This is a genomic window from Bradyrhizobium sp. LTSPM299, from assembly GCF_000938235.1.
Lineage (GTDB): Bacteria > Pseudomonadota > Alphaproteobacteria > Rhizobiales > Xanthobacteraceae > Bradyrhizobium.
This window is the reverse complement of sequence record NZ_JYMU01000059.1, coordinates 137,911-163,734: the sequence shown is the minus strand read 5'-3', so window position 1 is coordinate 163,734 and position 25,824 is coordinate 137,911. Positions and strand designations below refer to the sequence as shown.

25 protein-coding genes are annotated in these 25,824 nt (G+C 63.7%); 17 read left to right on the top strand and 8 right to left on the bottom strand.

The features are described from left to right. The 7 genes from UP10_RS31135 to UP10_RS31105 form a co-directional block, all read right to left on the bottom strand. On the bottom strand, positions 1-1,207 hold a 1,207-nt coding region (locus UP10_RS31135), incomplete at its 3' end, for an IS701 family transposase (protein ID WP_044591034.1). A 121-nt stretch (positions 1,208-1,328) separates the two neighbouring features. After that, positions 1,329-2,306 carry a 3-hydroxybutyryl-CoA dehydrogenase gene (locus UP10_RS31130; RefSeq protein ID WP_082077320.1) on the bottom strand — a complete coding sequence of 326 codons (978 nt, stop codon included), beginning with the start codon at positions 2,304-2,306 and terminating at the stop codon, positions 1,329-1,331. After that, positions 2,303-3,394, bottom strand: a complete 1,092-nt coding sequence (locus UP10_RS31125) for an NAD/NADP octopine/nopaline dehydrogenase family protein (RefSeq protein ID WP_044591016.1) — start codon at positions 3,392-3,394, stop codon at positions 2,303-2,305. Before UP10_RS31125 ends, UP10_RS31130 begins: the two co-directional genes overlap by 4 nt. Positions 3,395-3,415: 21 nt before the next feature. After that, entirely contained in the window at positions 3,416-4,063 is a 648-nt protein-coding gene (locus tag UP10_RS31120) for a flavin reductase family protein (protein WP_044591015.1), read from the bottom strand. 9 nt (positions 4,064-4,072) lie between these two features. Next, positions 4,073-4,984, bottom strand: a complete 912-nt coding sequence (locus tag UP10_RS31115) for a fumarylacetoacetate hydrolase family protein (RefSeq protein ID WP_044591014.1) — start codon at positions 4,982-4,984, stop codon at positions 4,073-4,075. 10 nt (positions 4,985-4,994) lie between these two features. Then, positions 4,995-6,122: a cupin domain-containing protein gene (locus UP10_RS31110; protein ID WP_044591013.1), complete on the bottom strand. Its 1,128-nt coding sequence runs from the start codon at positions 6,120-6,122 to the stop codon at positions 4,995-4,997. Between the two features lie 29 nt (positions 6,123-6,151). Next, complete coding sequence (locus UP10_RS31105) at positions 6,152-7,327, bottom strand: acyl-CoA dehydrogenase family protein (protein WP_044591012.1); 1,176 nt, start codon at positions 7,325-7,327, stop codon at positions 6,152-6,154. Between the two features lie 276 nt (positions 7,328-7,603). Here UP10_RS31105 and UP10_RS31100 point away from each other — a divergent pair, with 276 nt between their 5' ends. The 9 genes from UP10_RS31100 (at position 7,604) to UP10_RS31060 (ending at position 17,514) form a co-directional block, all read left to right on the top strand. Then, positions 7,604-9,766 (top strand): thiamine pyrophosphate-dependent enzyme, encoded by a 2,163-nt coding sequence (locus UP10_RS31100; RefSeq protein WP_044591011.1) that lies wholly within the window; start codon positions 7,604-7,606, stop codon positions 9,764-9,766. After that, positions 9,763-11,307, top strand: coding sequence for an indolepyruvate oxidoreductase subunit beta family protein (locus UP10_RS31095; protein WP_044591010.1), 1,545 nt, complete (start codon positions 9,763-9,765; stop codon positions 11,305-11,307). Before UP10_RS31100 ends, UP10_RS31095 begins: the two co-directional genes overlap by 4 nt. 2 nt (positions 11,308-11,309) lie before the next feature. Further along, positions 11,310-12,272, top strand: a complete 963-nt coding sequence (locus tag UP10_RS31090) for a PDR/VanB family oxidoreductase (RefSeq protein WP_044591009.1) — start codon at positions 11,310-11,312, stop codon at positions 12,270-12,272. A gap of 11 nt (positions 12,273-12,283) precedes the next feature. Beyond that, entirely contained in the window at positions 12,284-13,597 is a 1,314-nt protein-coding gene (locus UP10_RS31085) for an aromatic ring-hydroxylating dioxygenase subunit alpha (RefSeq protein WP_044591032.1), read from the top strand. A gap of 1 nt (position 13,598) precedes the next feature. Then, the gene (locus UP10_RS31080; RefSeq protein WP_082077319.1) at positions 13,599-14,111 is read left to right on the top strand and encodes an aromatic-ring-hydroxylating dioxygenase subunit beta; all 513 of its coding nucleotides are present in this window, start codon (positions 13,599-13,601) and stop codon (positions 14,109-14,111) included. A gap of 11 nt (positions 14,112-14,122) precedes the next feature. Next, entirely contained in the window at positions 14,123-14,851 is a 729-nt protein-coding gene (locus UP10_RS31075) for an SDR family NAD(P)-dependent oxidoreductase (protein ID WP_245321969.1), read from the top strand. Between the two features lie 18 nt (positions 14,852-14,869). After that, positions 14,870-15,397 carry a MarR family winged helix-turn-helix transcriptional regulator gene (locus tag UP10_RS31070; RefSeq protein WP_050043856.1) on the top strand — a complete coding sequence of 176 codons (528 nt, stop codon included), beginning with the start codon at positions 14,870-14,872 and terminating at the stop codon, positions 15,395-15,397. A 186-nt stretch (positions 15,398-15,583) separates the two neighbouring features. Next, positions 15,584-16,342 (top strand): SDR family NAD(P)-dependent oxidoreductase, encoded by a 759-nt coding sequence (locus UP10_RS31065; RefSeq protein ID WP_044591007.1) that lies wholly within the window; start codon positions 15,584-15,586, stop codon positions 16,340-16,342. A gap of 194 nt (positions 16,343-16,536) precedes the next feature. Then, positions 16,537-17,514 (top strand): LLM class flavin-dependent oxidoreductase, encoded by a 978-nt coding sequence (locus tag UP10_RS31060; RefSeq protein WP_044591006.1) that lies wholly within the window; start codon positions 16,537-16,539, stop codon positions 17,512-17,514. Positions 17,515-17,546: 32 nt separating this feature from the next. On the opposite strand, the gene UP10_RS31055 is transcribed toward UP10_RS31060, so the two are convergent. Next, positions 17,547-18,467, bottom strand: a complete 921-nt coding sequence (locus tag UP10_RS31055; protein ID WP_044539753.1) for a LysR substrate-binding domain-containing protein — start codon at positions 18,465-18,467, stop codon at positions 17,547-17,549. Between the two features lie 97 nt (positions 18,468-18,564). Between UP10_RS31055 and UP10_RS31050 the strand changes: the two genes are divergently transcribed. From UP10_RS31050 to UP10_RS31015, 8 genes are all read left to right on the top strand, one after another. Continuing rightward, a complete protein-coding gene (locus tag UP10_RS31050) occupies positions 18,565-19,338 on the top strand; it encodes an ABC transporter ATP-binding protein (RefSeq protein WP_044591005.1) in 774 nt (257 codons plus the stop codon). After that, positions 19,335-20,057 (top strand): ABC transporter ATP-binding protein, encoded by a 723-nt coding sequence (locus UP10_RS31045; RefSeq protein WP_044591004.1) that lies wholly within the window; start codon positions 19,335-19,337, stop codon positions 20,055-20,057. Before UP10_RS31050 ends, UP10_RS31045 begins: the two co-directional genes overlap by 4 nt. 3 nt (positions 20,058-20,060) lie before the next feature. Beyond that, positions 20,061-20,975 carry a branched-chain amino acid ABC transporter permease gene (locus UP10_RS31040; protein ID WP_044539756.1) on the top strand — a complete coding sequence of 305 codons (915 nt, stop codon included), beginning with the start codon at positions 20,061-20,063 and terminating at the stop codon, positions 20,973-20,975. Positions 20,976-20,978: 3 nt separating this feature from the next. Then, positions 20,979-22,055 (top strand): branched-chain amino acid ABC transporter permease, encoded by a 1,077-nt coding sequence (locus UP10_RS31035; protein ID WP_044591003.1) that lies wholly within the window; start codon positions 20,979-20,981, stop codon positions 22,053-22,055. 29 nt (positions 22,056-22,084) lie between these two features. Further along, entirely contained in the window at positions 22,085-23,272 is a 1,188-nt protein-coding gene (locus UP10_RS31030; RefSeq protein WP_082077318.1) for an ABC transporter substrate-binding protein, read from the top strand. Positions 23,273-23,403: 131 nt separating this feature from the next. Next, positions 23,404-24,132: a LamB/YcsF family protein gene (locus UP10_RS31025; protein ID WP_044591002.1), complete on the top strand. Its 729-nt coding sequence runs from the start codon at positions 23,404-23,406 to the stop codon at positions 24,130-24,132. Positions 24,133-24,177: 45 nt separating this feature from the next. Next, positions 24,178-24,420 (top strand): acetyl-CoA carboxylase, encoded by a 243-nt coding sequence (locus UP10_RS31020; RefSeq protein ID WP_044591001.1) that lies wholly within the window; start codon positions 24,178-24,180, stop codon positions 24,418-24,420. A gap of 1 nt (position 24,421) precedes the next feature. After that, positions 24,422-25,822, top strand: coding sequence for an acetyl-CoA carboxylase biotin carboxylase subunit (locus UP10_RS31015; RefSeq protein ID WP_044591000.1), 1,401 nt, complete (start codon positions 24,422-24,424; stop codon positions 25,820-25,822). Positions 25,823-25,824: the final 2 nt, after the last annotated feature.

Here is a 25,824-nt window from a genome sequence, read left to right as displayed (position 1 = left end):
TTTTTTTCCGCCCCGCTTGTGCGAGACGGCGATGCTGGAGGAATGCGTAAGCGATCATAGTCATGAGCGCATGACGATGAAGGCCCTGCCAGGATCGTCCCTCGAAGTGATCAAGCCCGAGTTCCTCTTTCAGCTGCTGATGGGCCTGTTCGCAAATCCATCGAGCTTTGATCGTAGCAGCTAACGTGCGCAGATTCGTCTTGGCCGGCATATTGGCGAGATAATATTTCTTCTCTCCCGACGTCCTGTGTTCGCCGATGAGCCAGGCTTCGTCCCCCGGAAGATGCTGCTGGCCCATGTCCTTGATCCGCTGCGGAGGTCCATCAGCGGTTCGCACGCGAACCGCGGCGAAGCGAGCTTCCAGCCGGCCCTTGGTCCCGTTTCGCCAACTCACATTTTGCCACTTAGCATTGGCCAGCATGTCTTCGGCCGCCGTCGACAATACGTCGGGAATGTGCCGCTTGCGGGGACGACCTCGACCGGCGACCGGCCAGATCAATTTAACCTCCACCGGATAAACCTTCTGATGACGAGGGATACCGACGGCCCAGGCCAGGCCGCGTGTCGTGAGCCCCTGACGGAACGGCGCGCTGAGGCCGTAACCGGCATCGGCCAGCACACAGCCAAAGCGCATACCGGCTGCCATCACGCGATCGATCTCCGCCAAGGCGATCTCTGGCTTGGTCCGCGCTGCGCGGTACTCTACAGGAACGCCCGCACGCTTCAAACGCACCGGATTGCTCGTCCAACTCTCGGGAACGAAGAGACGTAATGCCACCATGACCGGCACTTCACCCCGCGCAAGCGTCAGCGACACCAATGTTTGGCAATTAGCCGTCTTGCCGAGAGACGAGGCATATTGTGGAGCGACGCCAACCGAACGATCGCCCTTCTTCGGCATCGCCGTGTCGTCGATGACCAGCACCGCATCTTTGCCGCCGACCAGGCGATCGGCCTGAACGAGCAATTCTGCCTCCAATGGCGCCGCATCCCAGAGGCCATCAGCGATGAAATGGTGCAACTGGTCATACTCGCCCGGTGCCAGCCGCGCCGCCATTGGCTGGACGCTCTTGCGATCGCCCGGTCCAATCAATCCCGAGATATAAAGCGGACACATCCGCCGCCGCGCCTTGTGACCTAAACGATCCAGGAATGGCTTGAGCCAGCGCCCAAGCTCGTCTTCCCACTTCGACTTCGTGTCCACCATGGTCGGCCCTCCAAAGCCGACCACCCATGAATCATTGAAAATCTGATTCGGGAATCCAGTTTCGCCAATCAATCGCCAAAATCTGCCAAAGTAGTGCTAGCCAGCCAAGCCAGCGCGCGCGTTACGCGACAGGATCGCGGGCAAGGCCCATGGCGCGCAGCGCCGAAGCAAACGCCGCGAGGCGCTGCTCGCGATAAGCGGCCTGATCGACGCCGTCGTAGTTCATGAAGCCTTGCCCGGTCTTCATGCCGATGCGTCCGTCGCGCATGTTCGACGCGATGATGTCAGGTGCGGCGTAACGGCTGTCGCCGAGTGCCTCGACCAGGTACCGGCTGGCGTGATGCAGGATGTCGCCGCCGCCCCAGTCGATGAACTCGAGCAGGCCGAGCACCGCGAAGCGGAATCCGAAGCCGTAGATGACGGCCTTGTCGATATCCTCCGCCGACGCAACGCCCTCTTCCACCATGCGGGCGGCCTCGTTCATCGCCAGCGTCTGGATTCGCGGCACGATGAAGCCAGGCCGCGCCGCGCAGACGACCGGCACCTTGCCGATGCCTTCGAGCAGCGCCTTCATTCGCGCGGTGGTATCAGGCCCGGTCAGCTTGCCCGGCGACAGTTCGATCAGCGGCACCAGATAGGCCGGATTCAGCCAGTGTGCATTGAGGAATCGGCCTGGGTGCTCGATCGCGCTCGCGAGATCGTCGACCAAAATCGTCGACGTGGTCGAGGCGATGATCGGGCCCTCGCCAGCGAGCCGCGAAGCCTCGGCCAGCGCTGCCTGCTTCAGCGCAAGGACCTCCGGCACTCCCTCGAAGATGACATCACAGCGCGGCAGGGTCGCTGCCGCCTCTCGCAAGGGCACGACCGTGATCCGGTCGGCAATCACGTCCAACAGGTCAGGCGACATCAGACCGATACGCGACAGAATCCCAAGGGTCGAACGAATTTCAGCATCGACCTCGGCTGCGAGTGCATCGAACGCGGATACTTCCCGTTCCTTGAAGTCGACGACGACGACCTGATGGCCGGCGAACGCGAACACGACCGCGATCCCGCGCCCCATTCGCCCGGCGCCGAGGCATCCGATGACCGGCTTCATCTGAAGCCCTTGGCGAGAAGATCTTGCAAGCCGGCCCGATCGAGATGTCCGAGTCCAAGTGAGGACAAGGTCCGGCCAGTCACCGCAAAATCCTCTCTCGTGATGGCGGAGCCGATCGCAAGGAACGCCTTGGCGAGCGGCGTCGGCACACCCGCAACATCAGCCACCGATGTGAGGAACGACAGGCCGAGGCGCAAATCCTCCAGCATGTAGCGGTGCTCGGCAAGAATGAGGCGTTCCGACCAGTCGCCGGAATCCGTGAGCTGGTCATGCGCGTCGCGCGCATACATCCAGGGTTCGCCGTCGCGTGAATAGTGGTCGGCAAGTGGAAAATGCGGCCCGCCATAGCCAAGGGCTTCGCGGATCGCGATACGTTCGGCATCGAGCGAATCCGTGACGCGACGGATCGCCGGCTGGGTTCCTTCCTTGTGGATGTCCCACTTCTCGAAATGCTCGATCGGGCCGGCGTTCATGGTGATCAGCGGCGGATGGATGATGGGGCCGGCATTCATCAGGGCGCCCGAAAGCGCATCGCCGCACGGTTCGATGGCGTTCGGAAACGCGCGCTCGATCACGTCAAGCGCGTGCCGCGCCAAGCGCGACGGAAACACGCCGGTCGGCAGCCGCGCGCCCCTGCCAGAGATACGGACCGCATAAGGGCCCTGCTTGCGCGCGAGCCACGGCAGGGTCCCGGTTTCTGCGGTTGCGATCTCAGCGCGGTTGCCGGCGTCCCGCGCGGCGCGGGCGAAGATGTAGGAGCCGAACGTCCCGGGCGGCAGGAATATGACCTGACCGTCGCGCAGATGCGGCGCAGCCAGATCGGCGATCGCGGCCTGTGCGAAGGCCGGCGCCGGGCACAGGATGAGGTCGGCCGCTTCGATGGCCTCCGCGATCGACGACGTGATGGTCGCGAGCCTGACCTCGCGGCGGCCGGCGCGATCGATGACGGTGATCGTTCCGCCCTGCGCCCGATGCGCCTCGACATCTGCAGGATTTCGCCGCCACAACCGGACTTCGTGACCGGCCAATGCCAGATCACCCGCTGCCGCGAACGAGCCATTCCCACCACCCAACACCGCAATCTTCAAGATATCCTCCGCTTCAAACCGTTACGCAGATGTCGCCCCGATGTCTTTTTCCTGCCAGTCCGCCCAGGTCGGCCGATCGATCTGAAACAGATCGGTCGAGCGCGCATACCAGCCGCTGCCATGCATGCGGGCGATCAGCCGTAGCGCCTGGGTGTCGATGTGACAGCGCTCCTTGTCCAGGATGACAGCGTCATCGACATGGGCGCGGACGACGCGGCCGATCACCGCGGTCTGCCGCGGTCCCGTCACCAGCGAGCTCAGGACCCGGCATTCGAACGATACCGGCGATTCCGCGATGCGCGGCGGGCGCACCGCCTGCGAGGCCGCCGGCGTCAATCCGGCCAGCTTGAGTTCGTCGATCTCAGGCGGCGCATCGATACAGGTGATGTTCATGGCCTCGGCGTTGCGCTCCGCGACGAGGTTGACGACGAATTCCCCGGTATCAAGAATGTTCGCCGCCGTGTCCTTGAACCGCGCCGCGCCCGCCAGAAGCCCGATTGCGACCGTCGGCGGCTCATGCCCCATCACGTTGAAGAAGCTGAACGGTGCGGCATTGACCACGCCGCTTGCGGAGAGCGTGGTGATCCAGGCGATCGGTCGCGGCGTCACCGTGGCGGTCAGGATCTTGTAGCGGCTCTGCGCCTCCAGCGTCTCCATGTCGAAGATCATGCCGCCCTCTCAGATCGCCACCACCGGATGACGCAGCCGGCCGATGCCGGTGACCTCGGCCTCCACCACGTCGCCCGGCCACAGCCATTCCTGCGGATTGCGCCCGGCGCCGACGCCCTCGGGCGTGCCGGTTGCGATGATGTCGCCGGGCTCCAGCGTCATCGCGGCCGAAATGTCAGCGATCAGATGCGCCACCTTGAACAGCATGTGGCGGGTGTTGGAGCGCTGCTTCTCGACCCCGTTCACGGTCAGCCAGAGATCGAGCGCGTGCGGATCGGTGATGTCGTCCGCGGTGACGATGCACGGCCCGAACGGCGCGTAGGTGTCCTGCCCCTTCGAATAGATCCACTGGCCGGCGCGGCGATTGTCGCGGGCGCTGACGTCGATCATGACGCTGTAGCCGAACACGAAGCCGAGCGCCTCGGCCTCCGAGACGCGACGCGCCGTGCGCCCCATCACAACCGCAAGCTCGACCTCCCAGTCGAGCTGCTGCGTGATCGCCTTGTTGTGGTGGATGGCGTCGTCCGGGCCGATCACGCTGGTCGGGGGCTTCGAGAAAATGATGGGTTGCTTGGGCAGGTCCTTGGCTGTGTCGAGGGCGCGCGAGGATTCCGCGACGTGCTCGACATAGTTCAGGCCGATGCCGAAGATGTTCTTGCGCGGGCGCGGGATCGGTGCCAGCAGCCTGACATTGGCCAGCGGCAATGCTGCGCCGACTGCCCAGCACCCCTCGCCCTCGTCCAGTATCTGCTTGAGCGCCATCAGCGCCGGCGGCCCGAGATCGATGAAATCGAGCATCGATAACGGCAGCGAGATCCCTGCATGAAGGCCGGCCTTCTCGACGTCAACGACGAGATCGCCGACGACAGCACCGAGACGGGCGGCAGCCTCGACAGTGCCGCGATAGGTGACGAGACGCACGATAACTCTCCTAGGATACGAGGGGCTGGCGGCCGCCATTGTCGCCGAAGGCTTCCTCGCGATAGAGCCCGAGCGCGCGCATGACCGGCAGGTCGTTGAAAGTAAAGAGACAGGCGTCGTCGCTGGCGGAGGCGTTGACATGCTCATGCCAGGCCCAGGACGGCACGCAGAAGATGTCGCGCTCCTTCCAATCGAAGCGTTTGCCGTCGATGATCGAATGACCGCGTCCCTTGGCGACCTGATAGATGAAGCTGCCGGTGTGGCGATGCGCGCGGGTCGCTTCGCCCGGCCGCAGCATCTGCATCGACGCGCCAATCGTCTGCATCACCGGACCGCCGGTCACCGGATTCACATAATTCATCAGAATGCCGTCGTAGGGCGAGCCATCCGTCGACTTGCCAAAGCGCTGCAGCGCTTCATAGGTCGGAGCCCATTCGTATTTCAGCAGCGGCGAATAGCCCTTGGACCATTCGGCGCCGGCCGGACGCAGGCCGGGATTGCCCCAGGCGTGCGTCATGTCGTCCACGGGATAGCCGACGCTCTGCTGCAGATCGGGGTGAACCACATAGAAGTTGGCCTCGAGCATGTTGACCAGGGGAATGTCGAGGCCGTCCTGCCAGATGCAGGGCGTGCCGTCGCTGGAGACGCCGTGTTCGTGCCAGGTGCCGTTCGGAGTCAGCACAAAATCGTTGGCGCCGAGCGTCATCTTGTGGCCGTCGACGATGGTGTAGGCGCCCTCGCCCTCCATGATGAAGCGAAGCGCGGACGCCGAATGGGCGTGGGCGGTCGCGACCTCGCCGGGATGCATCACCTGCAGGCCGGAATAAAGCCAGCCGACCGCGGCGGCGTGCTCGCGGCGGCCGGGATTGTTCAGATAGATGACGCGACGCCCGGCCTTCTCGGGCGACACCAGTTCGACCGAACGCAACACATGCGCCCGGAGATCCTGATAGCGCCATAGCACCGGAATCGAGGACGATTTGGGTTGCCAGGGCTCGATCTTGTTGGCGACTGTCCAGAGCGCGCCCGTTTCCAGCTTTTCGAGCTCGTCATAGTAGGCGAGCAGCTCGGGCGTATCCTCGACGTTGGCCCGTCCGGCCACGTCTTCCCGATGGTTTTCACGCGCTGTCGTTGCCATGCCGCCTCCTGTGATATCAGCCGTATCGATCAGGCTTCCTTCAGAACGTCGCGTCCGATAATGAGCTTCTGGACCTCGGTCGCGCCTTCATAGATGCGCAGCGCGCGGATCTCACGGTAAAGCTGCTCGACGATTTCGCCCGAGCGCACGCCGCGGCCGCCGAACATCTGCACGGCGCGGTCGATCACCGCCTGCGCGGTTTCGGTCGCAACCATCTTCGCCATCGCCGCCTGGCGCGTCGTCGGCGCCTTCTGCACGTCGCGCCGCCACGCGGCCCGATAGGTCAGGAGCGCGCTGGCATCGACATCAGCCGCCATGTCGCCGAGCGCGGCCTGGGTCAATTGCTGGTCGCCCAGCACCCCGCCGAACATCCGACGTGTCTTCGCATGCGCCGTCGCCTCATCGAGCGCGCGGCGGGCAAAACCCAGCGCGGCGGCCGCGACCGACGCGCGAAAAATATCGAGCGTACGCATCGCGATCTTGAAACCCTCGCCCGGCGAGCCCAACAGCCGCGCAGCAGGAATCCGGCAGCCCTCGAAGCGCAGTGTCGCCAGCGGGTGCGGCGCCATCACGTCGATGCGCTCGGCAATCGAAAAGCCGGGATCGTCCGGCAGCACCACAAAGGCCGAAATGCCCCGCGCGCCCGGCGCCTCGCCGGTTCGCGCAAACAACGTATAGACGTCGGCGATGCCGCCGTTGGAAATCCAGGTCTTCTCGCCATCCAGGATATAATGGTCGCCCTCGCGCCGCGCACGGCACGCCATGGCGGCGACGTCGGAACCGGCGTCCTTTTCCGACAAGGCAAAGGCAGCAACCCATTCGCCACGTCGCGCCTTTGGCAGCACCAACGCACGCAGTTCGGGCGACCCGGCGATCGCCACCGCGCCGGTGCCAAGTCCCTGCATTGCAAAGGCGAAATCGGCCAGTCCGCTGTGCCAGGCCAGCGTCTCCCGGGCGAGGCAAATCAATCGGGAATCGATCACCGCATCCGGTCGGTCGCCGGCGACCGATGCCTCCAGTAACCCGGCAGCACCAAGCCTGCGCACCAGCGAGCGGCAGGTGCCGTCGACGTCATGGCCATGCGTATCGCCGAGATCGGCCGCAAACGCGTCGAGGGCGGCCGCGTATTCACTGTGGCGGGAATCGAAGAACGGCCAAGCGAGGTGCTCGCGCGAAGGTCCGCGCAGTTGCGAAACCGGGGTCATGACAGTCTCCCGCAAAGGTCGCTTGTGCGCGCGTCGCCAAGCGCAAGGCGTTCCAATAACGTTTCATACCTAAAATATCATGTCAAGCGAGCCGCGGAAGGCCAAAAGCCGGGGTGCTGTGCAAAAGGCCTACGAAATAGGCCATGAAGCGCTGATGAATGCGCAAATGATGTTTTGTCTCGCCGAAACCAGCGAGTCCGATTGACTTCATTTTTGTTTGAGGTCTAAAATTATATTCGGTCGCCCCAAGTTCCTGATGAGGCCGAGGAGACGAGCATGGCAGAACGCTCTTTCGCGCGCGAGGTGGAAGACCTCAAGCTCGGCGCCGGCCAGGAATTCCGCGGCGAAGGCATCCTCGCCATCACCAAGGCGTTGCTCGAATGCGGCGTCAGCTATGTCGGCGGCTACCAGGGCGCGCCGATCTCGCACCTGATGGACGTGCTGTCGGACGCGCAGGACATCCTGTCCGATCTTGGCGTGCATTTCGAAACCAGCGCCAGCGAGGCGACCGCGGCGGCCACGCTCGCCGCCTCCGTGATGTATCCGATCCGCGGCGCAGTTACGTTCAAAGCGCCGGTCGGCATCAACGTCGCGTCCGACGCACTCGCCAATCTGTCCTCGGGTGGGGTGACCGGCGGAGCGCTGATCATCATCGGCGAGGATTATGGCGAGGGCTCCTCCATCATGCAGGAGCGTTCGCATGCGTTTGCGATGAAGTCCCAGCTCTGGCTGGTCGATCCTCGGCCCAACGTGGCCTCGATCGTCAAGGCCGTGCACGATTCCTTCGAGCTATCAGAGGCGTCGAATACGCCTGTCATGCTGGAGGTGCGGATTCGCGCCTGCCATGTCCACGGTCGCTTCGCCACCCGCGACAACGTCCGCCCCAGCTTTCCGCTGTCCCGCGCGCTCGAGCAGCCGTCGCGCGACACCAACCGGATCGTGCTGCCGCCGGCCTCGTTCATGCACGAGAAGGAGAAGGTCGAGCAGCGCTGGCCCGCGGCGGTCGAATTCATCCACGCGCGCGGCATGAACGAAACATTTGACGGTGATATCGACGATATCGGCATCATCATGCAGGGCGGCATGTATAACGGCGTCATCACCGCGCTGCGCGAGGCCGGGCTTGCCGACATCTGGGGCGAAACTCGGCTGCCGCTCTATGTGATGAACGTGACCTACCCGATCGTCGACCGCGAGGTGATCGAGTTCTGCCGCGGCAAGAAGGCCGTGCTGATGGTCGAAGAGGGCCAGCCGGAATTCATCGAGCAGTCCCTACACAAGATCCTGCGCAATGCCGACATTCCGGCCAAGCTCCATGGCAAGGACTTGTTCCCGATGGCCGGCGAATACACGTCGCAGGTGATGGGGGCGGCGATCGGCGCCTTCATCCGCCGCTGGCGCTCTGACGCGCTGCCGGATTCCGCGCGCGCGCCGAACATCGACCGGGTCGAGGTCGACGACAAGATCCGCGCGCTGGCCGACGTGGTGCCGCCGCGGCCGCCGGGCTTCTGCACCGGCTGTCCGGAACGGCCGATCTTTTCCGCGATGAAGCTCGTGGAGAAGGAGCTCGGCCCGCACCATATCGCCGCCGATATCGGCTGCCATCTGTTCTCGATCCTGCCGCCGTTCAATATCGGCGCCACCACGATGGGCTACGGGCTCGGTCCGGCATCGGCCTCGGCCTTCAATGTTCCCGCAGGAAAACGCTCGATCTCGATGATGGGCGACGGCGGCTTCTGGCACAACGGGCTGACCAGCGGCGTCGGCAACGCCGTGTTCAACCAGCACGACGGTGTGATCGTCGTGGTCGACAACTTCTATTCCGCCGCGACCGGCGGCCAGGACATCCCCTCCTCGCGCGCCGACAACCGGTCGCGTTCGACCAAGCACCCGATCGTCGAGGCGGTGAAGGGCGTCGGCGCCAAATGGGTGCGCCAGATCGACCACACCTACGACGTCTCGCACATGCGCGACACCCTGCGTGAAGCGCTGACGACGAAGGAAAAGGGACCCAAGATCATCGTCGCCTCGTCGGAGTGCATGCTGAACAAGCAGCGCCGCGTAAAACCGCTGGTGGCCGCAGCCGCCAAACGCGGTGAGCGAATCGTGCGCGAACGTTTCGGTGTCGATGAAGACACCTGCTCCGGCGATCACGCCTGCATCCGCCTGTCGGGCTGCCCGTCGCTGTCGGTGAAGCCGACCACCGATCCCCTGAAGGACAATCCGGTCGCGGCCGTCGACAACACGTGCGTCGGCTGCGGACATTGCGGCGAGATCGCTGACGCGGCCGTGCTGTGCCCCTCGTTCTATCGCGCCGATGTCGTTTCCAATCCGACCGCGTTCGAGGCGCGGCTCGACCGGATCTGGCAGCGGATGATCGGCGCGTTGCAGCGCTGGCGGGCGGGACGGCGGGTCACGTTCGAGCAGGAGGCGGCATGAACGTCTCGGTCGCGCCCACCTCCGTTGGCCTCAGCCAGGCCCGCCCCATCAGCGTCGCAGTGCTCGCGATGGGCGGTCAGGGCGGCGGCGTGCTGGTCGACTGGATCGTGGCGCTCGCCGAGCACCGCGGCTGGTTCGCGCAATCGACGTCGGTGCCCGGTGTCGCCCAGCGCACCGGTGCCACGATCTACTACATCGAGATGATCGCGCCCGACACGAGCAAGCCGGACCGCAATCCCGTGCTGTCGCTGATGCCGGCCCCGGGTAAGGTCGATATCGTCATCGGCGCCGAATTGATGGAGGCCGGCCGCGCCATCCTGCGCGGGCTGGTCTCGCCCGACCGTACGCTCCTGATCGGTTCCTCCCACCGCTCGCTGGCCGTGAGTGAAAAGACAGCGCCCGGCGACGGCACCGCCGACGCCTCGCAGGTCTACGAGGCGGCAAACGTCGCGGCCAATCGCTTCATCGCATTCGACATGGCCGAGATCGCCGATGCCACCGGCAGCGTGGTCTCCTCGGTGCTGTTCGGTGCGCTGGCGGGCTCCGGCGCACTGCCCTTTGCGACAGAGGATTTCGAAGCCACGATCCGGGCCGCCGGCGTCGGTGTCGATGCCAGCCTCCGCGCCTTCGCCGTCGGCCGCGAGCGTGCCACCGCCACGCTCAAGCAGGACCCAAAGATCAAGCCCACGGTAAAGCCGCCGCTGGCCAAGCACTTTCCAAAGCTCGCGCCGATCGGCCACGCCGGCTACGACGCGCTTGTCGCGCGGGCGCGGCAATTGCCGGCCGAGGCTCACGGCATTGTCGCGGCCGGCCTGCAGCGCGTGGTCGACTATCAGGACGTCGCCTATGGGGCTGAGTATCTCGACCGGCTGGAAGCGATGCCGCGCGAGGCGATCGGCTTGTTGCAGGCGTTCGCCAAATATCTTGCGATCGCGATGGCCTATGACGATGTCATCCGCGTCGCCGATCTCAAGACGCGTGCGGGGCGGTTCGACCGGGTTCGCCGCGAGGCGCGAGCCGGCGACGATCAGGTGCTCGCGATCACCGAATTCTTCCATCCTCGGATCGAGGAAATGGCCGGGATGCTGCCGCGGCGGCTTGGTGAACGCCTCGAACGCAGCCAGCGGCTCGCGCGACTGATTGATCGCGGACGCAAACTCCGCACCACCGCGCCATCGGCCTTCCTGACATTGTACTGCATCGCAGGCCTGCGCCGGTTCCGCCGCGGTTCGCTGCGGCATGCCCGCGAGATGCGCCACCTCGAAGATTGGACGCAACGCATCCGCAAATTCGCCGCACATGACCTCGCGCTCGCGACCGCCGTTTGCGAGGCGCGCCGTCTCGTCGCCGGTTACTCCGACACCCACTCCCGCGGTGAATCGAAATTCGACAAGGTCATGCTTACGTCCGAGCGGCTGGCCGGCCGCCCCGACGCCGCCGAATGGGTGCAGCGGCTGATCAAGGTCGCGCTGAAGGACGCCGATGGCGCCGAGCTCGACGGCGCGTTGCGCACCGTCGAGACGCTGTTCGAGGATGCCTGAGGATGGACCAATTCGAAGTCGTGGTGTCGAAGACCGAGGCGTTGACGCCGCGCATCCGCGAATTCGTGCTCGCGCGCAGCAATGGTGCGCCGATGCCGGGCTGGGCGGCCGGCGCCCATATCGACGTCCATATGCCCGACGTCGGCCGGCGCTCCTATTCGCTGATCGAGACGGGTTCACCGCGGGCCGTCGAACATCCGATCCATTATCGCATCGCCGTGCTGCAGGAAAGCAAGAGCCAGGGCGGCTCGCTTTATATGCATCGTCTCAAGTCCGGCGATCACCTGACGATCTCGCCGCCGGCGAACAATTTCCCACTCGGTTCCGGCGCAGGCGAAGTCGCACTGGTCGCGGGTGGCATCGGCGTGACGCCGCTGCTCACGATGGCATGTGAGCTGAGCGCCGCGAAACGGCCGTTCTCGTTCCATTACGCCGGCCGCAGCCGCAGCGAGCTTGGCTTCCTCGGCGAGATCGAACGGCTGGCCTCCGGTAACGCGACCATCCATGCAGACGACGAAGCCGGCCGGTTCTTCGATCTCGAGGGCCTGATGACGCGGCTCGCTCCCGACGTTCCGCTTTACCTCTGCGGACCGCTGCCGATGATCGAGGCGGCCATTGCATTGGCGAAACGGATGGACTGGCCGCAGGGACGGCTGCATTTCGAGATCTTCACCGCGCCCGAGGAGAAATCCGGCGATACCCCGTTCGAGGTCGAGCTCAAGAGCAGCGGCCGCGTTTTTGAGATTCCCGCCGGCAAGACCATCCTCGACGTGCTGCTCGAGGCCGGCGAGGACCCGATCCATGACTGCAAGCGCGGCGATTGCGGGATCTGCCAGACCGCTATCATCGAGGGGATCCCAGACCACCGCGATTATATCCTGAGTGAAAGCGAGCGGGCGTCGAACAAGGTGATGCAGATCTGTATTTCGCGCGCGAAGACCAAGCGGCTCGTGCTCGACCTGTGATGGAGGAACGCATGATCAGATATGCCGGCAACTCCGCGGCGATCCGCGACCTGGTCCGCGACCAGGAGGTTCACCGCGACGTCTATGTCAGCGAGGAGGTGTTCCAGCTCGAGATGGAGCACATGTTCCCGAACAGCTGGGTCTATGTCGGTCACGACAGCCAGGTCCCCAACGCTGGCGACTATTTCGGCACCACGATCGGCACGCAGCCGGTGCTGCTGGTCCGTCACACCGACGGCACGGTGCGCGTGCTGCACAACCGCTGCCCCCACAAGGGCACGCGCATCACCTCGGAGACCTGCGGCAACACCGGAAAGTTCTTCCGCTGTCCCTACCATGCCTGGAGCTTCAAGACCGACGGCTCCCTGCTCGCGATCCCGCTGAAAAAGGGCTACGAGAACACCGGCTTCGAGAAAAGCCATGCCGCGCCCGGCATGGCGCCGGTGCGCCATGTCAGAAACTATCGCGGCTTCGTGTTCGCGAAGATCAACGATAGCGGCCTCGATTTCGAGGAATTCTTCGGTGACAGCCTCTCAAGCCTCGACAATATGGTTGACCGGTCGCCGGTCGGCCAGCTCAAGGTCGCCGGCGGCGTGCTGCGGTACATGCACAATTGCAATTGGAAGATGCTGGTCGAGAACCAGACCGACACCTGCCACCCGATGGTGGCGCACGAGTCCTCCGCCGGAACCGCGGTCGATGTCTGGAAGAAGGCGCCTCCAGGCACCAAGAAGCCGATGGCGGTCGAGATCATCGCCCCCTTCATGAGCCCATACGAGTTCTTCGAGAACATGGGCATCCGGATCTGGGACAACGGCCACGGCCACACCGGCGTGCATCACTCGATCCATTCCGACTATTCGGCGGTGCCGGGCTATTTCGACAAGATGACGGCGGCCTATGGCGAGGCCCGCGCCAAGGCGATCCTGGACGAGAACCGGCACAACACGGTCTATTTCCCCAACATCATGATCAAGGGGCCGATCCAGCTGCTGCGGCAATTCAAGCCGATCGCGGCCAACAAGACGCTGGTCGAGTCCTGGACGTTCCAGCTCGTCGACGCACCCGACATGCTGCTCGAGCGCACGCTGATGTACAACCGCCTGATCAATGCGCCGACTTCGATCGTCGGCCATGACGATCTCGAAATGTATGAACGCGCGCAGGAGGGCCTGCATTCGAACGGCATCGAGTGGGTCAATCTGCAGCGCCTCTACAGTCCCGACGAGGCCGGGCAGACCAATGTGGCGATCAACGGCACCAGCGAGTGGCCGATGCGTCACCAGTTCCGGGCCTGGACCAAGTTCATGACGATGGGGATGTGACATGAGCATGGTTGCCGATGCGCCTGTTGTGAATGCAATTCCTACCGATCAGGAGTTGATCGACTTCGTCGTCCGCGAGGCACGGCTGATCGATCAGCAGCGTTTCGACGAATGGCTCGACATGTATGCCGATGACGCCTTCTACTGGATGCCTCTGGAATGGAATCAAACCGATCCCCGGCTGACCTGCTCGCTGATGTACGAGGACAAGCTGCTGCTCTCGATCCGGGTCGAGCGGCTCAAGGGCGCCCGGACCTTCAGCCAGAAGCCGAAGAGCCGCTGCCATCACGTGCTGCAGACACCGCAAGTCGATTCGCGTGACGCTGCGGCGAACAGCTACGTCACCTGGACTCCGATTCACTATGTCGAAACCCGCCTGGAGGAGCAGACGCTCTATGCGGCCTGGGTCACGCATCATCTGAGTGTCGAGAACGGCAGGCTGAAGATCAAGCTGAAGCGGGTCGACCTGATCAATTGCGATGCGGCCTTCGGCAACATCCAGCTTTTTATGTAGGAATGATAAGCGTGACCGATTACACAGCGATCGTCAGCGGCGGCAATACCGGCATTGGAGCCGCGATCGCGCGCGGCCTGCTCGCCGAAGGATACGCGGTGATCTCGGTGTCGCGGCGCAAGCCGGACTGGAGCCATCCAAAACTCTCCGCGTATGAAGTCGATCTGCTCGATGCCACGGCGACGCGCCAGGTGGCCGCTGAAATCGCCGCCAAGGTTGCGATCACCCATGTCGTGCACAATGCCGGCGCGATCCGCGCCAAGCTGCTGGAAGAGGTCGAGGACGAGGATGTCGGCGCCCTGGCCCAGCTGCATTTTGGCGCCGCAATTGCGCTGACGCAGGCGGCACTGCCCAGCATGAAACAAGCGCGCTTTGGCCGCATCGTGCTGCTGTCGTCCCGTGCGGCGCTCGGGGCCGTTACCCGCACGGTCTATTCGGCCACCAAGGCCGGAATCATCGGCATGGCACGAACCTGGGCGCTGGAGCTCGCTCCCTTCGGGATCACAGTCAATGTCGTCGCGCCCGGCCCGATCGCGGATACCGAGATGTTCGAGAGCGTGATGTCGGTCGAATCCGAACGTGCGAAGGCGCTGGCGCGGGCGATCCCGCTTGGCCGTCTCGGCAAATCCATCGACGTTGCGCGCGCGGTCAGTTTCTTCAGTTCACCGGATGCGGACTTCATCACCGGGCAGACGCTCTATGTCTGCGGCGGCGCCAGCATCGGGTCGATTTCCATCTAGCTTCGGCGAGACGCAGCCATGGATGCCACGGTCAAACGAAAGCTTCGATCCCCGAAGAGCGCACGTCCGCCGCCGTTGCAGCCGCTCGAGCCGGCGCACGAGTCCGATGGCGCCCATCTCGAGCTGCGCATCTGGCTGCGACTGCTCTCCTGCGCGACCCGAATTGAGAAGTCGCTGAATGCACGGCTGCGCAAGGAGTTCAACACCACGCTGGCCCGCTTCGACCTGCTGGCGCAGCTCGCGCGCAAGCCCGAAGGTGCAAGCATGTCCGAGGTCTCCAACCTCTTGATGGTCTCGAACGGCGCCATCACCGCGCTGGTACAGAAGTTGGAAGCCGACGGATTGATCCATCGCGAGGTCGATTCCGAGGATCGCCGCACCTTCCGTCTGCGACTGTCGCAGGACGGCGCCAAGGAATTCGGCCGGATGGCACGCCGGCACGAGGAGTGGGTGATTGCGCTGATCGGCGAACTGTCACCCGTCGCGCAGTCCGATCTGCTGCAGCACCTGACCTTGCTCAAGCGCCGCCTCGACAAACACGCCTGACGTCACGGACGTTTGCTCCATCAATGATCCCTGGGCACAAGATTGTGTTAGTGCCCCCTCGCCTCGGGAACCAGACTCCGACGCGAATTCTGATCTATACATCTCATAGGCGGACTAGCTAAAGTCCGCAGCAGCCGTTCTACCGGCGCGCAGGTAGGCGTACCTACCGCGGTTTGAGAGGAAATCATGGCAGCCATATATTCAGATCTCGCCGGCAAGGTCGTTCTCGTCACGGGCGGCGCTTCGGGCATCGGCGAATCGATCGTACGGCGCTTCGCGCAGCAGAAATCCATTGTCGTGTTTTTCGACATCAAAGCCGAGGAAGGTACCAGCCTCGCGCGCGAGCTGTCAGGCGCGGGTCTCAGCGCGCATTTCCTGAATGTCGACCTCACCGATATCGCAGCACTCCGCGCCGGCATCGCCGATGCACGCAAAGCTCACGGTCCGATCAATATCCTCGTCAACAACGCCGCCCATGACGAACGGCATCCGACGGAGGAGGTGACGCCGGAGTATTGGGATGACCGCATCGCTGTGAACTTGAAACATCAATTCTTCGCCGCGCAGGCGGTCCTGCCGGACATGAAGGCGGCCAACGCCGGCGCGATCATCAATTTCGGCTCGGTCTCGTGGATCGCGGGACAAGGGGGTATGGCCGCCTATACCGCCAGCAAATCCGGCGTGATCGGCCTCACCCGCTCGCTGGCGCGCGACTACGGCCCCTACAACATTCGCGTCAATGCGATCGCGCCCGGCTGGATCATGACCCAGCGCCAGATCGAGAAGTGGCTAACGCCGGCCGGTGTAGATGAGCTTATGCACCGCCAGTGCCTGAAGAGGAAACTCGTTCCGGACGAGATCGCGAAGTTCACCGTGTTCCTCGCATCCGACGAAGCATCGGCCTGCACCTCACAGCACTACATCGTGGACGGCGGCTGGGTATGAAAAGCGCAAGCGGGCCGCCTCCGCGGCACCGCCTCTCATCCCCAACTCCCTTGCTCAGCGGATTGACCCGCATGGCGGCCGTATCCATATGGGATGTAGGAATCGGATGAAGCCTGCCGTTTCGGACCAGCTTGAACGCGGCCGAGCACCGCTCGCGGCGTCATCCCAGCACATGATTTGGTTCGGGAGCTCCTATGACGGCACTGTCTATCCTCGATCTCGTCCGCGTCACTCAGGAGACCGATGCGCGCGGCGCGCTCGACAACGCCCGTGATCTTGCTGTTCATGCCGAGGCTTGGGGCTATCGCCGCATTTGGGTGGCGGAGCATCACAATATGGCCGGTATCGCGAGCGCCGCGACGTCGGTTGTGATCGGTCATATCGCAGCAGGAACAAAAACCATCCGTGTCGGTGCCGGCGGTATCATGCTCCCCAACCATGCCCCCTACGTCATCGCGGAGCAGTTCGGGACGTTGGCGCGTTTGTTTCCAGGCCGCATCGACCTCGGACTCGGCCGCGCACCCGGGACCGACCAGCTCACACTGCGCGCCTTGCGCCGCACGCCCGAAGCCGCCGAGAACTTCCCGCAGGACGTTCTCGAGGTGCAGGCCTTCCTGGCGCCGGCCGGTCCAAATCAACGCATCCAGGCCGTGCCGGCTGCAGGAACCGAAGTCCCGTTGTGGATTCTCGGATCGAGTCATTTTGGTGCGATGCTGGCCGCCGAACTCGGGCTCCCCTACGCATTCGCCTCGCATTTCGCGCCCGACGAACTCATCCCGGCGTTACAAATCTACCGCAACCGCTTCAAACCGTCCGAGCAGCTTGACCGCCCCTACACCATGGTCGGTGTCAACATCGTCGCCGCCGGCAGCGATGACGAAGCGCGCAGGCTGGCGACGACGCAGCAGATGTCCTTCGCAAACATCTTCCGCGGCGCGCGCGGCCTCAGCCAGCCGCCGATCGACGACATCGAAAGCTACTGGTCATCAGCGGAAAAGGCGCAGGCGATGCGGATGCTGGCGCGGTCCATCGTCGGCTCGCCCGAGACGGTTCGTTCCGGCATCGATGCACTCGTCGCAGAGACAGGCGCCGACGAACTCATGATCGTGTCCGATGTCTACGATCATCCAACTCGGCTGCGATCCTTCGAACTTATCGCCAGCGCTGTTTAGAGCGCCGGCACCTTCCTGCCGAACCGTCGTCTTCAATCGAACTGGACCGGCTCCGATCCTGGATAGGCGTGAGAGACAAACTCGCAGAAGGCACGCGCCGCCGCAGAAAGCCGCGACTTGCTTTTCCAGGCAAGGCCAACGTCCATGGTGTGAACGTCATCATCCAGCACTTTGACATCGATCCGGTGTCCTTCAAGCGACCAAGGCCGATAGATTACATCGGACAGGATCGTGACACCCATTCCGGTCGCGACCATGCTGCGAACGGCTTCCACGGACAGGGTACGGAAGGTGACGTTGGGCACGTACGACGTACGCTGCCAGTAGCGCATCGCGGAACGTTCAGCCTCGTCGACGGTCAGCATCAGATATGGCTCGGCGGCAACATCGGCCAGCGTGACCTTGTCCTTGTGCAACAGCGGGTGATTGGCGCAGGTCCACAGACGCCGCGGAGACTTCAACAACAAGCGTGAATGAATGCTGCGCCGATCGTGCAGGTTAGAGACCAGCATGATCGCGGCATCGACGCTGCCCTTGACGAGGCTTTGCTCGATCGCATCGCGCTGAAATTCGTGCAGCCGCACGGTGATGCCGGGAAACGATCGCCAGAAGCGCGACAACAGCGGCGGCAGGAAATAGCCGGCGACCGTGTAGCTGACCGCGACGTCGACGGTGCCGCCGACCTGGGTTCCCCAGCGATGCGGCCCCCGCGTCGCATCCGACACGCTGGCCTCGATGGCGCGGGCGCGCTGCAGGAATTCCTGACCGTCGACGGTGAGTGTCACACCGTTGGAATGCCGGTCGAACAGCTTACGGCCGAGATCGGCTTCGAGCGCCTTGATGGATGCCGTGACGGCCGACTGCGTCACATTGAGCCCAGCCGCAGCCGCCGAAACCCTTCCGGATTCCGCGGTAGCAATGAAATGCCGAACCTGACGGAAAGTCAGAGCCATCAATTTTTCCGATATCAGCGACTAGTTTTTCGAGTTTTACAATCCCCCTCCGCGACGCGAAAATCAATCGTTGGTTCACGCGGGAGACGGCATCTCGATGACTTCCCAGGGCTTGGAGTTGGCCGCTCGCGACGTCAGCGTCCAATTCGAGGGTCTGAAAGCGCTTTCGGACGTGACCCTTGCCGTGCCGCGCGGCCGCATCACCGGATTGATCGGGCCCAATGGCGCGGGAAAAACCACACTTATCAATGTCCTGACCGGATTCCAGCCGGTCGGCACTGGAACGGTCGAACTGGAAGGTGACGCGATCGGCGGCATCGCCCCGCACAAGCTGCGGCGCATGGGCGTCGCGCGCACGTTTCAATCGGGACGACTGTTCCGCGATCTTCCTGTTATCGACAACCTCGAGGTGACGGGCGTCGGCCTCGGCCAAAGCCGGCGCGACGCGATCACGGAAGCAAGGCAAGTATTGGCCTGGCTCGGCATTTCGCCGCTCGCAGCCACGATCGCCGGCGCCCTGCCCTATACCGACGAACGCCGCGTCGCCATCGGCCGCGCCATCATGTGCACGCCACGCTATCTGTTACTCGACGAACCCGCAGCCGGCATGTCCGAGCATGAGAGCCACGATCTGGCCGTCGTCATCAAGCGGATCGCCGGCGAACTCGGCGTCGGCGTCCTCCTGATCGAGCACAATATTGGGCTTGTGCTCGAATTGTGCGAACGCATCTTCGTGCTCGATTCCGGCGAGATCATCGAGGTCGGCACGCCGGACCAGATCCGCCGCAGCGACGCGGTCCGCCATGCCTATATGGGCACACAACGGGATGAGATCATCCCGGCGCTCGCGGAACAGGCCGCGGCGTCATGACGTTGCTTGATGTCGACGACATCACCGTGCGTTATGGGCGCCTCACCGCCTTGCGCGGCGTCACAATGGCAATTGCCGAAGGCGAGATCCTGTTCGTGACCGGCCCCAACGGTGCCGGGAAGTCGACCCTGCTGAATGCCATCGCCGGCGTCGTTCCAACTGCAACGGGCACCATCACGCTGGACGGCACAAGAGTGACCGGCGCCGCACCGGAGGAGATCGCGAGGCGCGGATTTTCGCTGGTGCCCGAAGGGCGCAACGTGTTCGGCGGCCTGACCGTCGAGGAAAATCTGAGGGTCGGCACCGGCATGCGTGCCGACCGCAAAAAGATCGCCGACGATCTCGAGTCGGTCTACCAGGACTTCCCGATGTTGGCGGAGCGCCGCCACACCACCGCCGGCATGCTGTCTGGCGGGCAGCAGCAGATGCTGGTGATCGGCCGCGCCCTGATGGCCGCCCCGCGCCTGATGGCGATCGACGAGCCCTCGCTCGGCCTTGCGCCCAAGATCATCGACCAGGTCTACGAGATCCTGATGCGGCTGCGATCGCAGCGCAAGCTCACCCTCCTGATCGTCGAGCAAAGCTCGGCGCGCGCCATGATGACCGGCGGACGGATGATCCTGATCCGCGGCGGCCGCATCGTGCTGGAGGGAGACGCCGCAGACATGGTCAAGGACGAACGGCTGAAACAGGCCTATTTCGGCTTTGGGGACCATTAGACGATGACCGCCGTCCTGCAAATCGTCTTCGACGCGTTGAGCCTGGGTAGTCTTTATGCACTTGGCGCGCTCGGTATCGCGGCCGTCTTCGGCGTCATGCGCCTGGTGAATTTCGCACATGGCGACTTCATTGCCTTCTGCGTGTTCGCGATGCTGTTACCGTCGGTCGATGCCACGGCAATCGTGTTCGCCGGCCAGCTGCCGTTCTATCTGCTGATTCCGCTGCTGCTGCTCGTCGGCGCCGGCCTGTCGATGTTGTCGGAGGTGATCGTCTTCCGCCGCTTCCGCAACGCCAACCCGGCGACCATGATGATCGCATCCTTCGCGCTCGGCTTCGTGATCCGGCACCTGCTGCTGTTGCTCTATTCGAGCCGCCCGAAGTCGATCACGCTGTGGCCTAGCCTTGGCCTGCCGGTGGAGTTTCTCGGTGCCCACATTCCGATGCTGCAGGTCGTCACCATCATCATCACACTGGTGGTGCTGGCCGTGCTGGTGCTGTTCCTGAAGCACACGCGCTATGGCCTCGAGATGCGCGCCGCCGCCGAGAATTTCACCATGGCCCGCATGCTCGGGGTGCGCGCCAATGGTGTCATTCTGCTCGCGTTTGCCATCAGCGGCATGCTGGCGGCGGCGATCGGCCTGATCCTGGCCACCAATTCCGGTACCGCCGATATCGGCATGGGCGCCAATGTCATGCTGATCGCCTTCATTGCGACCGTAATCGGTGGGCTCGGCAGCGTGCCCGGCGCGGTTGCCGCGGGCTTCCTGATCGGCGCCGCAAGCGTCGTATTTCAGGCCACCCTGCCGCATGACGCCCGCGTGTTCCGCGATGCCTTCGTTTATGGCGCGGTGATCGTGGTCCTGCTGGTGCGCCCGCAGGGCCTGTTTGCCCCCAAATCCGCCAAGCAGAGAGTCTGATTGATGTCGCGTCCGCCATCCGTCATCCGGCAAACGATCGTCACCCCGATCATACTGATCGCGGTGCTGCTCGCGATGGCGGCGTTGAGCTATCAATTCGGAAGCCGTGCCTTCAACCGCACCGCCATCGAGATGTTCATCAACATCATGGTGGTGGTCGGGCTCTACGCCTTCGTCGGCAATTCCGGCTTGCTGTCGTTCGGGCATATCAACTTCATGTGCCTTGGGGCCTACATGACGGCATGGTTGACCATTCCGCCAGTGATGAAGTCGATCACGCTCAGGGGATTGCCGGCGTGGTTGCTGCACACGCAATTGCCGATGTGGGTTGCCACACCGATCTCGGGCGTATTCGCGGCGCTGTTTGCGCTGATCGTCGGGCGCATCATCATGCGGTTATCAGGGATTGCCGCCTCGATCGCCACGTTCGGCCTGCTCGGCGTCGTCAACAACGTCTATTCGAACTGGGATTCCGTCACCGGTGGGCAAGGCTCGATCGTCGGAATTCCCCCGACCATGAACGTCTGGATCGGATGGCTGGGCGCCGCGGTCGCCATCGTGACGGCCTACCTCTATTCGATCTCCCGCTCGGGACTTGCACTGCGTGCCGCGCGCGACGAGGAAGTGGCCGCCAGAGCCTCCGGCGTCGATATCGTGCGGGAGCGACTGGTCGCCTTTGTCGTCAGCGCGTTCATCATCGGTCTGGCGGGCGCGTTCTACGCCCACTTCCTGAGCATCGTCAATCCAGGCTCGTTCTACCTGCGCACCACCTTCATTACCCTGTCGATGCTGGTGGTCGGCGGCATGTACAGCCTTAGCGGCGCGGTTGCCGGCGTGGTCGCAATCTCGGTGCTGATCGAGCTGTTTCGCGACCTCGAAAAGGGCGTCAGCCTCGGCGGCTTGACCGTTGCGCTGCCGAACGGCGCCCAGGAAATCGCGATCGGTATCATCACGATCGTCATCCTGATTTACCTGCCGAGCGGTCTCACCCGCAACCGGGAATTCTCGTGGCGGAACTGGCCGCTTCAGCAGCGGCGTCTCGCACCGCCCGTGCAGACGGCGCTGAAGGAAACCAACTGAACTACCGTACATCATTGGAGGAGTGGACAATGCGTTTCGATAAAATACTTGGGATACTGGCCGGCGCCGCCACGCTGTGGTTCACGCCGGCTCACGCCGCGGACGAGATCGTCGTTGGATTCGCCACCGCCGCATCCGGCTTCATGCAGGCCTATGACAAGCCTGCCCAGGATGCCGCCCTGATCCGCATCGACGAGATCAACAAGGCAGGTGGCTTGCTGGGCAAGAAGATCAAGCCGGTGTTTGCGGACACCAAGACCGACCAGGCCGAAGGTGCCAAGGCCGGGCTTGCGGTGCTCGACCAGGGCGCCGAACTCGTCATCGTTTCCTGCGACTACGATTTTGGCGCGCCCGCGGCGCTACAAGCGCAGGCGGCCGGCAAGGTTTCGTTCTTCCTGTGTGCCGAATCGATCAAGGCCGGCATCCCCGGTGTCGGCCCCTCCTCGTTCTCAGCCTCGGTGCTGGCGGCCGTGCAGGGCGCGACGATGTCCGAATGGGCCTACAACAAGAAGAACGCTCGCACCTTCTACCGGCTGCTCGACAGCTGGACCGTCTACAACAAGGGCATCTGCGACGGCTTCGACTGGCAAATGCCGCATCTGAAGGACGCCAAGCTCGTCGGCAGCGACACGTTCAAGAACGACGATGCCTCGATCGCATCCCAGATCACGCGCATCAAGAGTCTGCCGAGGGAACCCGACGCCATCATGCTATGCACGATGATGCCGGGCGCAGTCTCCGCCATCAAGCAGATCCGCGCCGCCGGCATCAAGTCGATGATCCTCAACGGCTCGGGCGTCGACGGCAGCTACTGGCTGAACGCCGTACCTGATCTGTCGAACTTCTACGTTCCGGTGCAAGGCTCGGTCTACGGCGACGATCCGAACCCGAAGGTCAACGAGTTCAACAAGAAGTACAAGGACGTGACCGGCGGCGATCCGTCCAGCCAGTACGTCTATCCCGGCTATGTCCTGATCGACGTCTGGGCCAAGGCGGTCGAACGCGCCAAGACGACGGACGCCGCAGGCGTCGTGGCCGAGCTCGAGAAGATGAACAACGAGCCCACGCTGTTCGGACCGCGCACCTTCACCAAGGACCTCCACCACCAGAACCAGGGCCGCTACCTGATCGTCGACACCGAGGCCGGCAAGCCGAAGGTGGTCGATCAGTGGACAATCTCGGAAAAGATCCCGGTCGACTACCTGGTCTCCAAGTGAGCTCTCAGAGTAAGCGCTCAAAGTAAGCTTGCCATGCGCCGTTCGCGGATGCCTCGTCGCATCCGCGGGCGGCCCGGCTCCCTCGGATCACACAACAACCCGCAAGAACGACAACGGGAGGATGATGAAAGATGGTGGTTATTAACTGCGACATGGGCGAAGCCTACGGCCTCTACAAAATGGGCGATGACAGGGCTCTGATGCCCCACATCGACGTCGCCAACGTCGCCTGCGGATTCCACGCCTCCGACTTCAATCACATGCGCAAGACCGTGCAACTGGCGAGGCAGCATGGCGTCAAGGTCGGGGCGCACCCGTCGCTGCCGGACCACCAGGGCTTTGGGCGCCGGGAGATGAAGATCGACCGCGAAGAGCTGGCCAATTGTCTGCTCTATCAGATCGGGGCGCTCAAGGCGTTCCTGGATGCGGAAGGCATGCCGCTCAATCATATCAAGCCGCACGGTGCGTTGTACGGCATGGCATCCCGCAACGAAGAGATCGCGGAGGCGATCGCCGACGCCGCCGACGTCTACAAGGTGCCGCTGCTCGGCATGAAGGGCACGCTGCATCAAAAGGTCTACGAGCGCCGCGGCCACACCTTCGTCGCCGAATACTACGCCGATCTCGACTATAACGCCGACGGCAGCCTTATCATCACGCGCGAGCATGACGCCAAGGATCCTGTCGATGCGGCCTCGCGCTGCACCCGCGCGGTGAACGAGGGCAAGACGCGCACGGTGGCCGGCAATGACATCGTCGTCGGGGCCGATTCGATCTGTATCCATTCCGACACGCCCAACGCCGTGGCGATCGCGGAAGCAGTTCGCGAAGCCGTCCGTCCCTATCTGACGGCCCCCTGACGCATCGCGCAGCGACGGTCGCAACGAACACACGAGGAGTATTCCATGGCTACCCAGCAGATATTCTCGCCACTACCGGGCATCTTCTACCGCAAGCCCGCGCCCGACAAACCGGACTACAAAGCCGATGGCGACATCATCACGGAAGACGACACGATCGGTCTCATCGAGGTGATGAAATCATTCAACGAGGTGAAGGCGGGCGCAGCGGGCAAGATCGCGCGTTTCCTGGTGGAGAATGAGGAAGCCGTAATGGCCGGCCAGCCCATCGCCGAGATCGACGTTTGAGATGACGATCAAGAAGCTCCTCATCGCCAACCGCGGCGAGATCGCCGTTCGGATCATTCGTGCGGCGCGCGAATTGGGCATTGCGACCGTGCAGGTCTACAGCAAGGCCGACAAGGACTCGCTGGCCGTCCGCCTCGCCGACGAGTCGATCGACATCGGTCCGCCGCAGGCGTCGAAATCCTATCTCAACCAGGCAGCGATCCTCGCCGCGGCCAGCGCCGCCGGCGCCGACGCGATTCATCCAGGCTATGGCTTCCTTGCGGAGAACGCCAATTTCGCCGCCGCCGTCGAGGCCGCGGGCCTGATCTTCGTCGGCCCCACGGCCCAATCGATCCGCCTGATGGGCGACAAGGTCGCAGCCCGTGAGGCCGCCGCAGCAGCCGGCGTCCCGACCGTCCCGGGCAGCCGGGGACGCCTGGACTCCGCCGAGGCAGCCTTCGCGCTCGTCGAGACCACCGGCTTTCCGGTGATGATCAAAGCCGCGGCCGGCGGCGGCGGACGCGGCATCCGCATCGCGCGCACCGCCGAGGAATTTCATCATTTGATGCCGCAGGCGCAAGCCGAGGCGCTCGCGGCGTTCGGCGATGGCGGCCTCTATGTCGAGAAACTGGTCGAAGGCGCCCGTCATATCGAGGTGCAGGTGCTGGGCGACGGGAAAGACGTCATCCACTGCTTCGAACGCGAGTGCTCGTTGCAGCGCCGCCGTCAGAAGGTCTGGGAAGAAGCGCCCTCGCCGTCGCTGACGCCGGCGGTTCGCGAACAACTTTGCGCGTCAGCCGTCACGCTCGCCAAGGCGGTGAACTATCGCGGCGCCGGCACGATCGAATATCTCTATGACGATCGCAGCCACGAATTCTACTTTCTCGAGATGAACACCCGCATCCAGGTCGAACATCCGGTGACAGAGATGGTGACCGGCATCGACCTGATGATCGAGATGATCCGGATCGCCGGCGGCGAGCCGTTGCGCATCCGCCAGGATGAGGTGCGGGTCAAGGGACATGCGATCGAGGTCCGCATCAATGCCGAGGATCCGGCGAAGGGCTTCCTGCCGAACCCGGGCACGGTGAGCGCCCTCAACATTCCCGGCGGCGATGGCGTCCGTTTTGACAGCATGCTCTATGCCGGTTACACGGTGCCGCCGTTCTACGATAGTCTGCTTGGAAAACTGATCGTTCACGACCAAGATCGGCCGAGCGCAATCGCGCGGCTCGACCGTGCGCTGGCCGAGCTTGAGGTCGATGGATTGGCGACGACCAAATCCCTGCACCAGGCGCTGGCACGCGACCCCGACGTGCAGGCCGGTCGTTTCCACACCGCCTGGCTCGAGCCATGGCTCGCCGCGCATGCCGAGGCGCTTGCGGCGGCAACGCCGTCACCGTCCGTCAAGCTCACCCCATAACC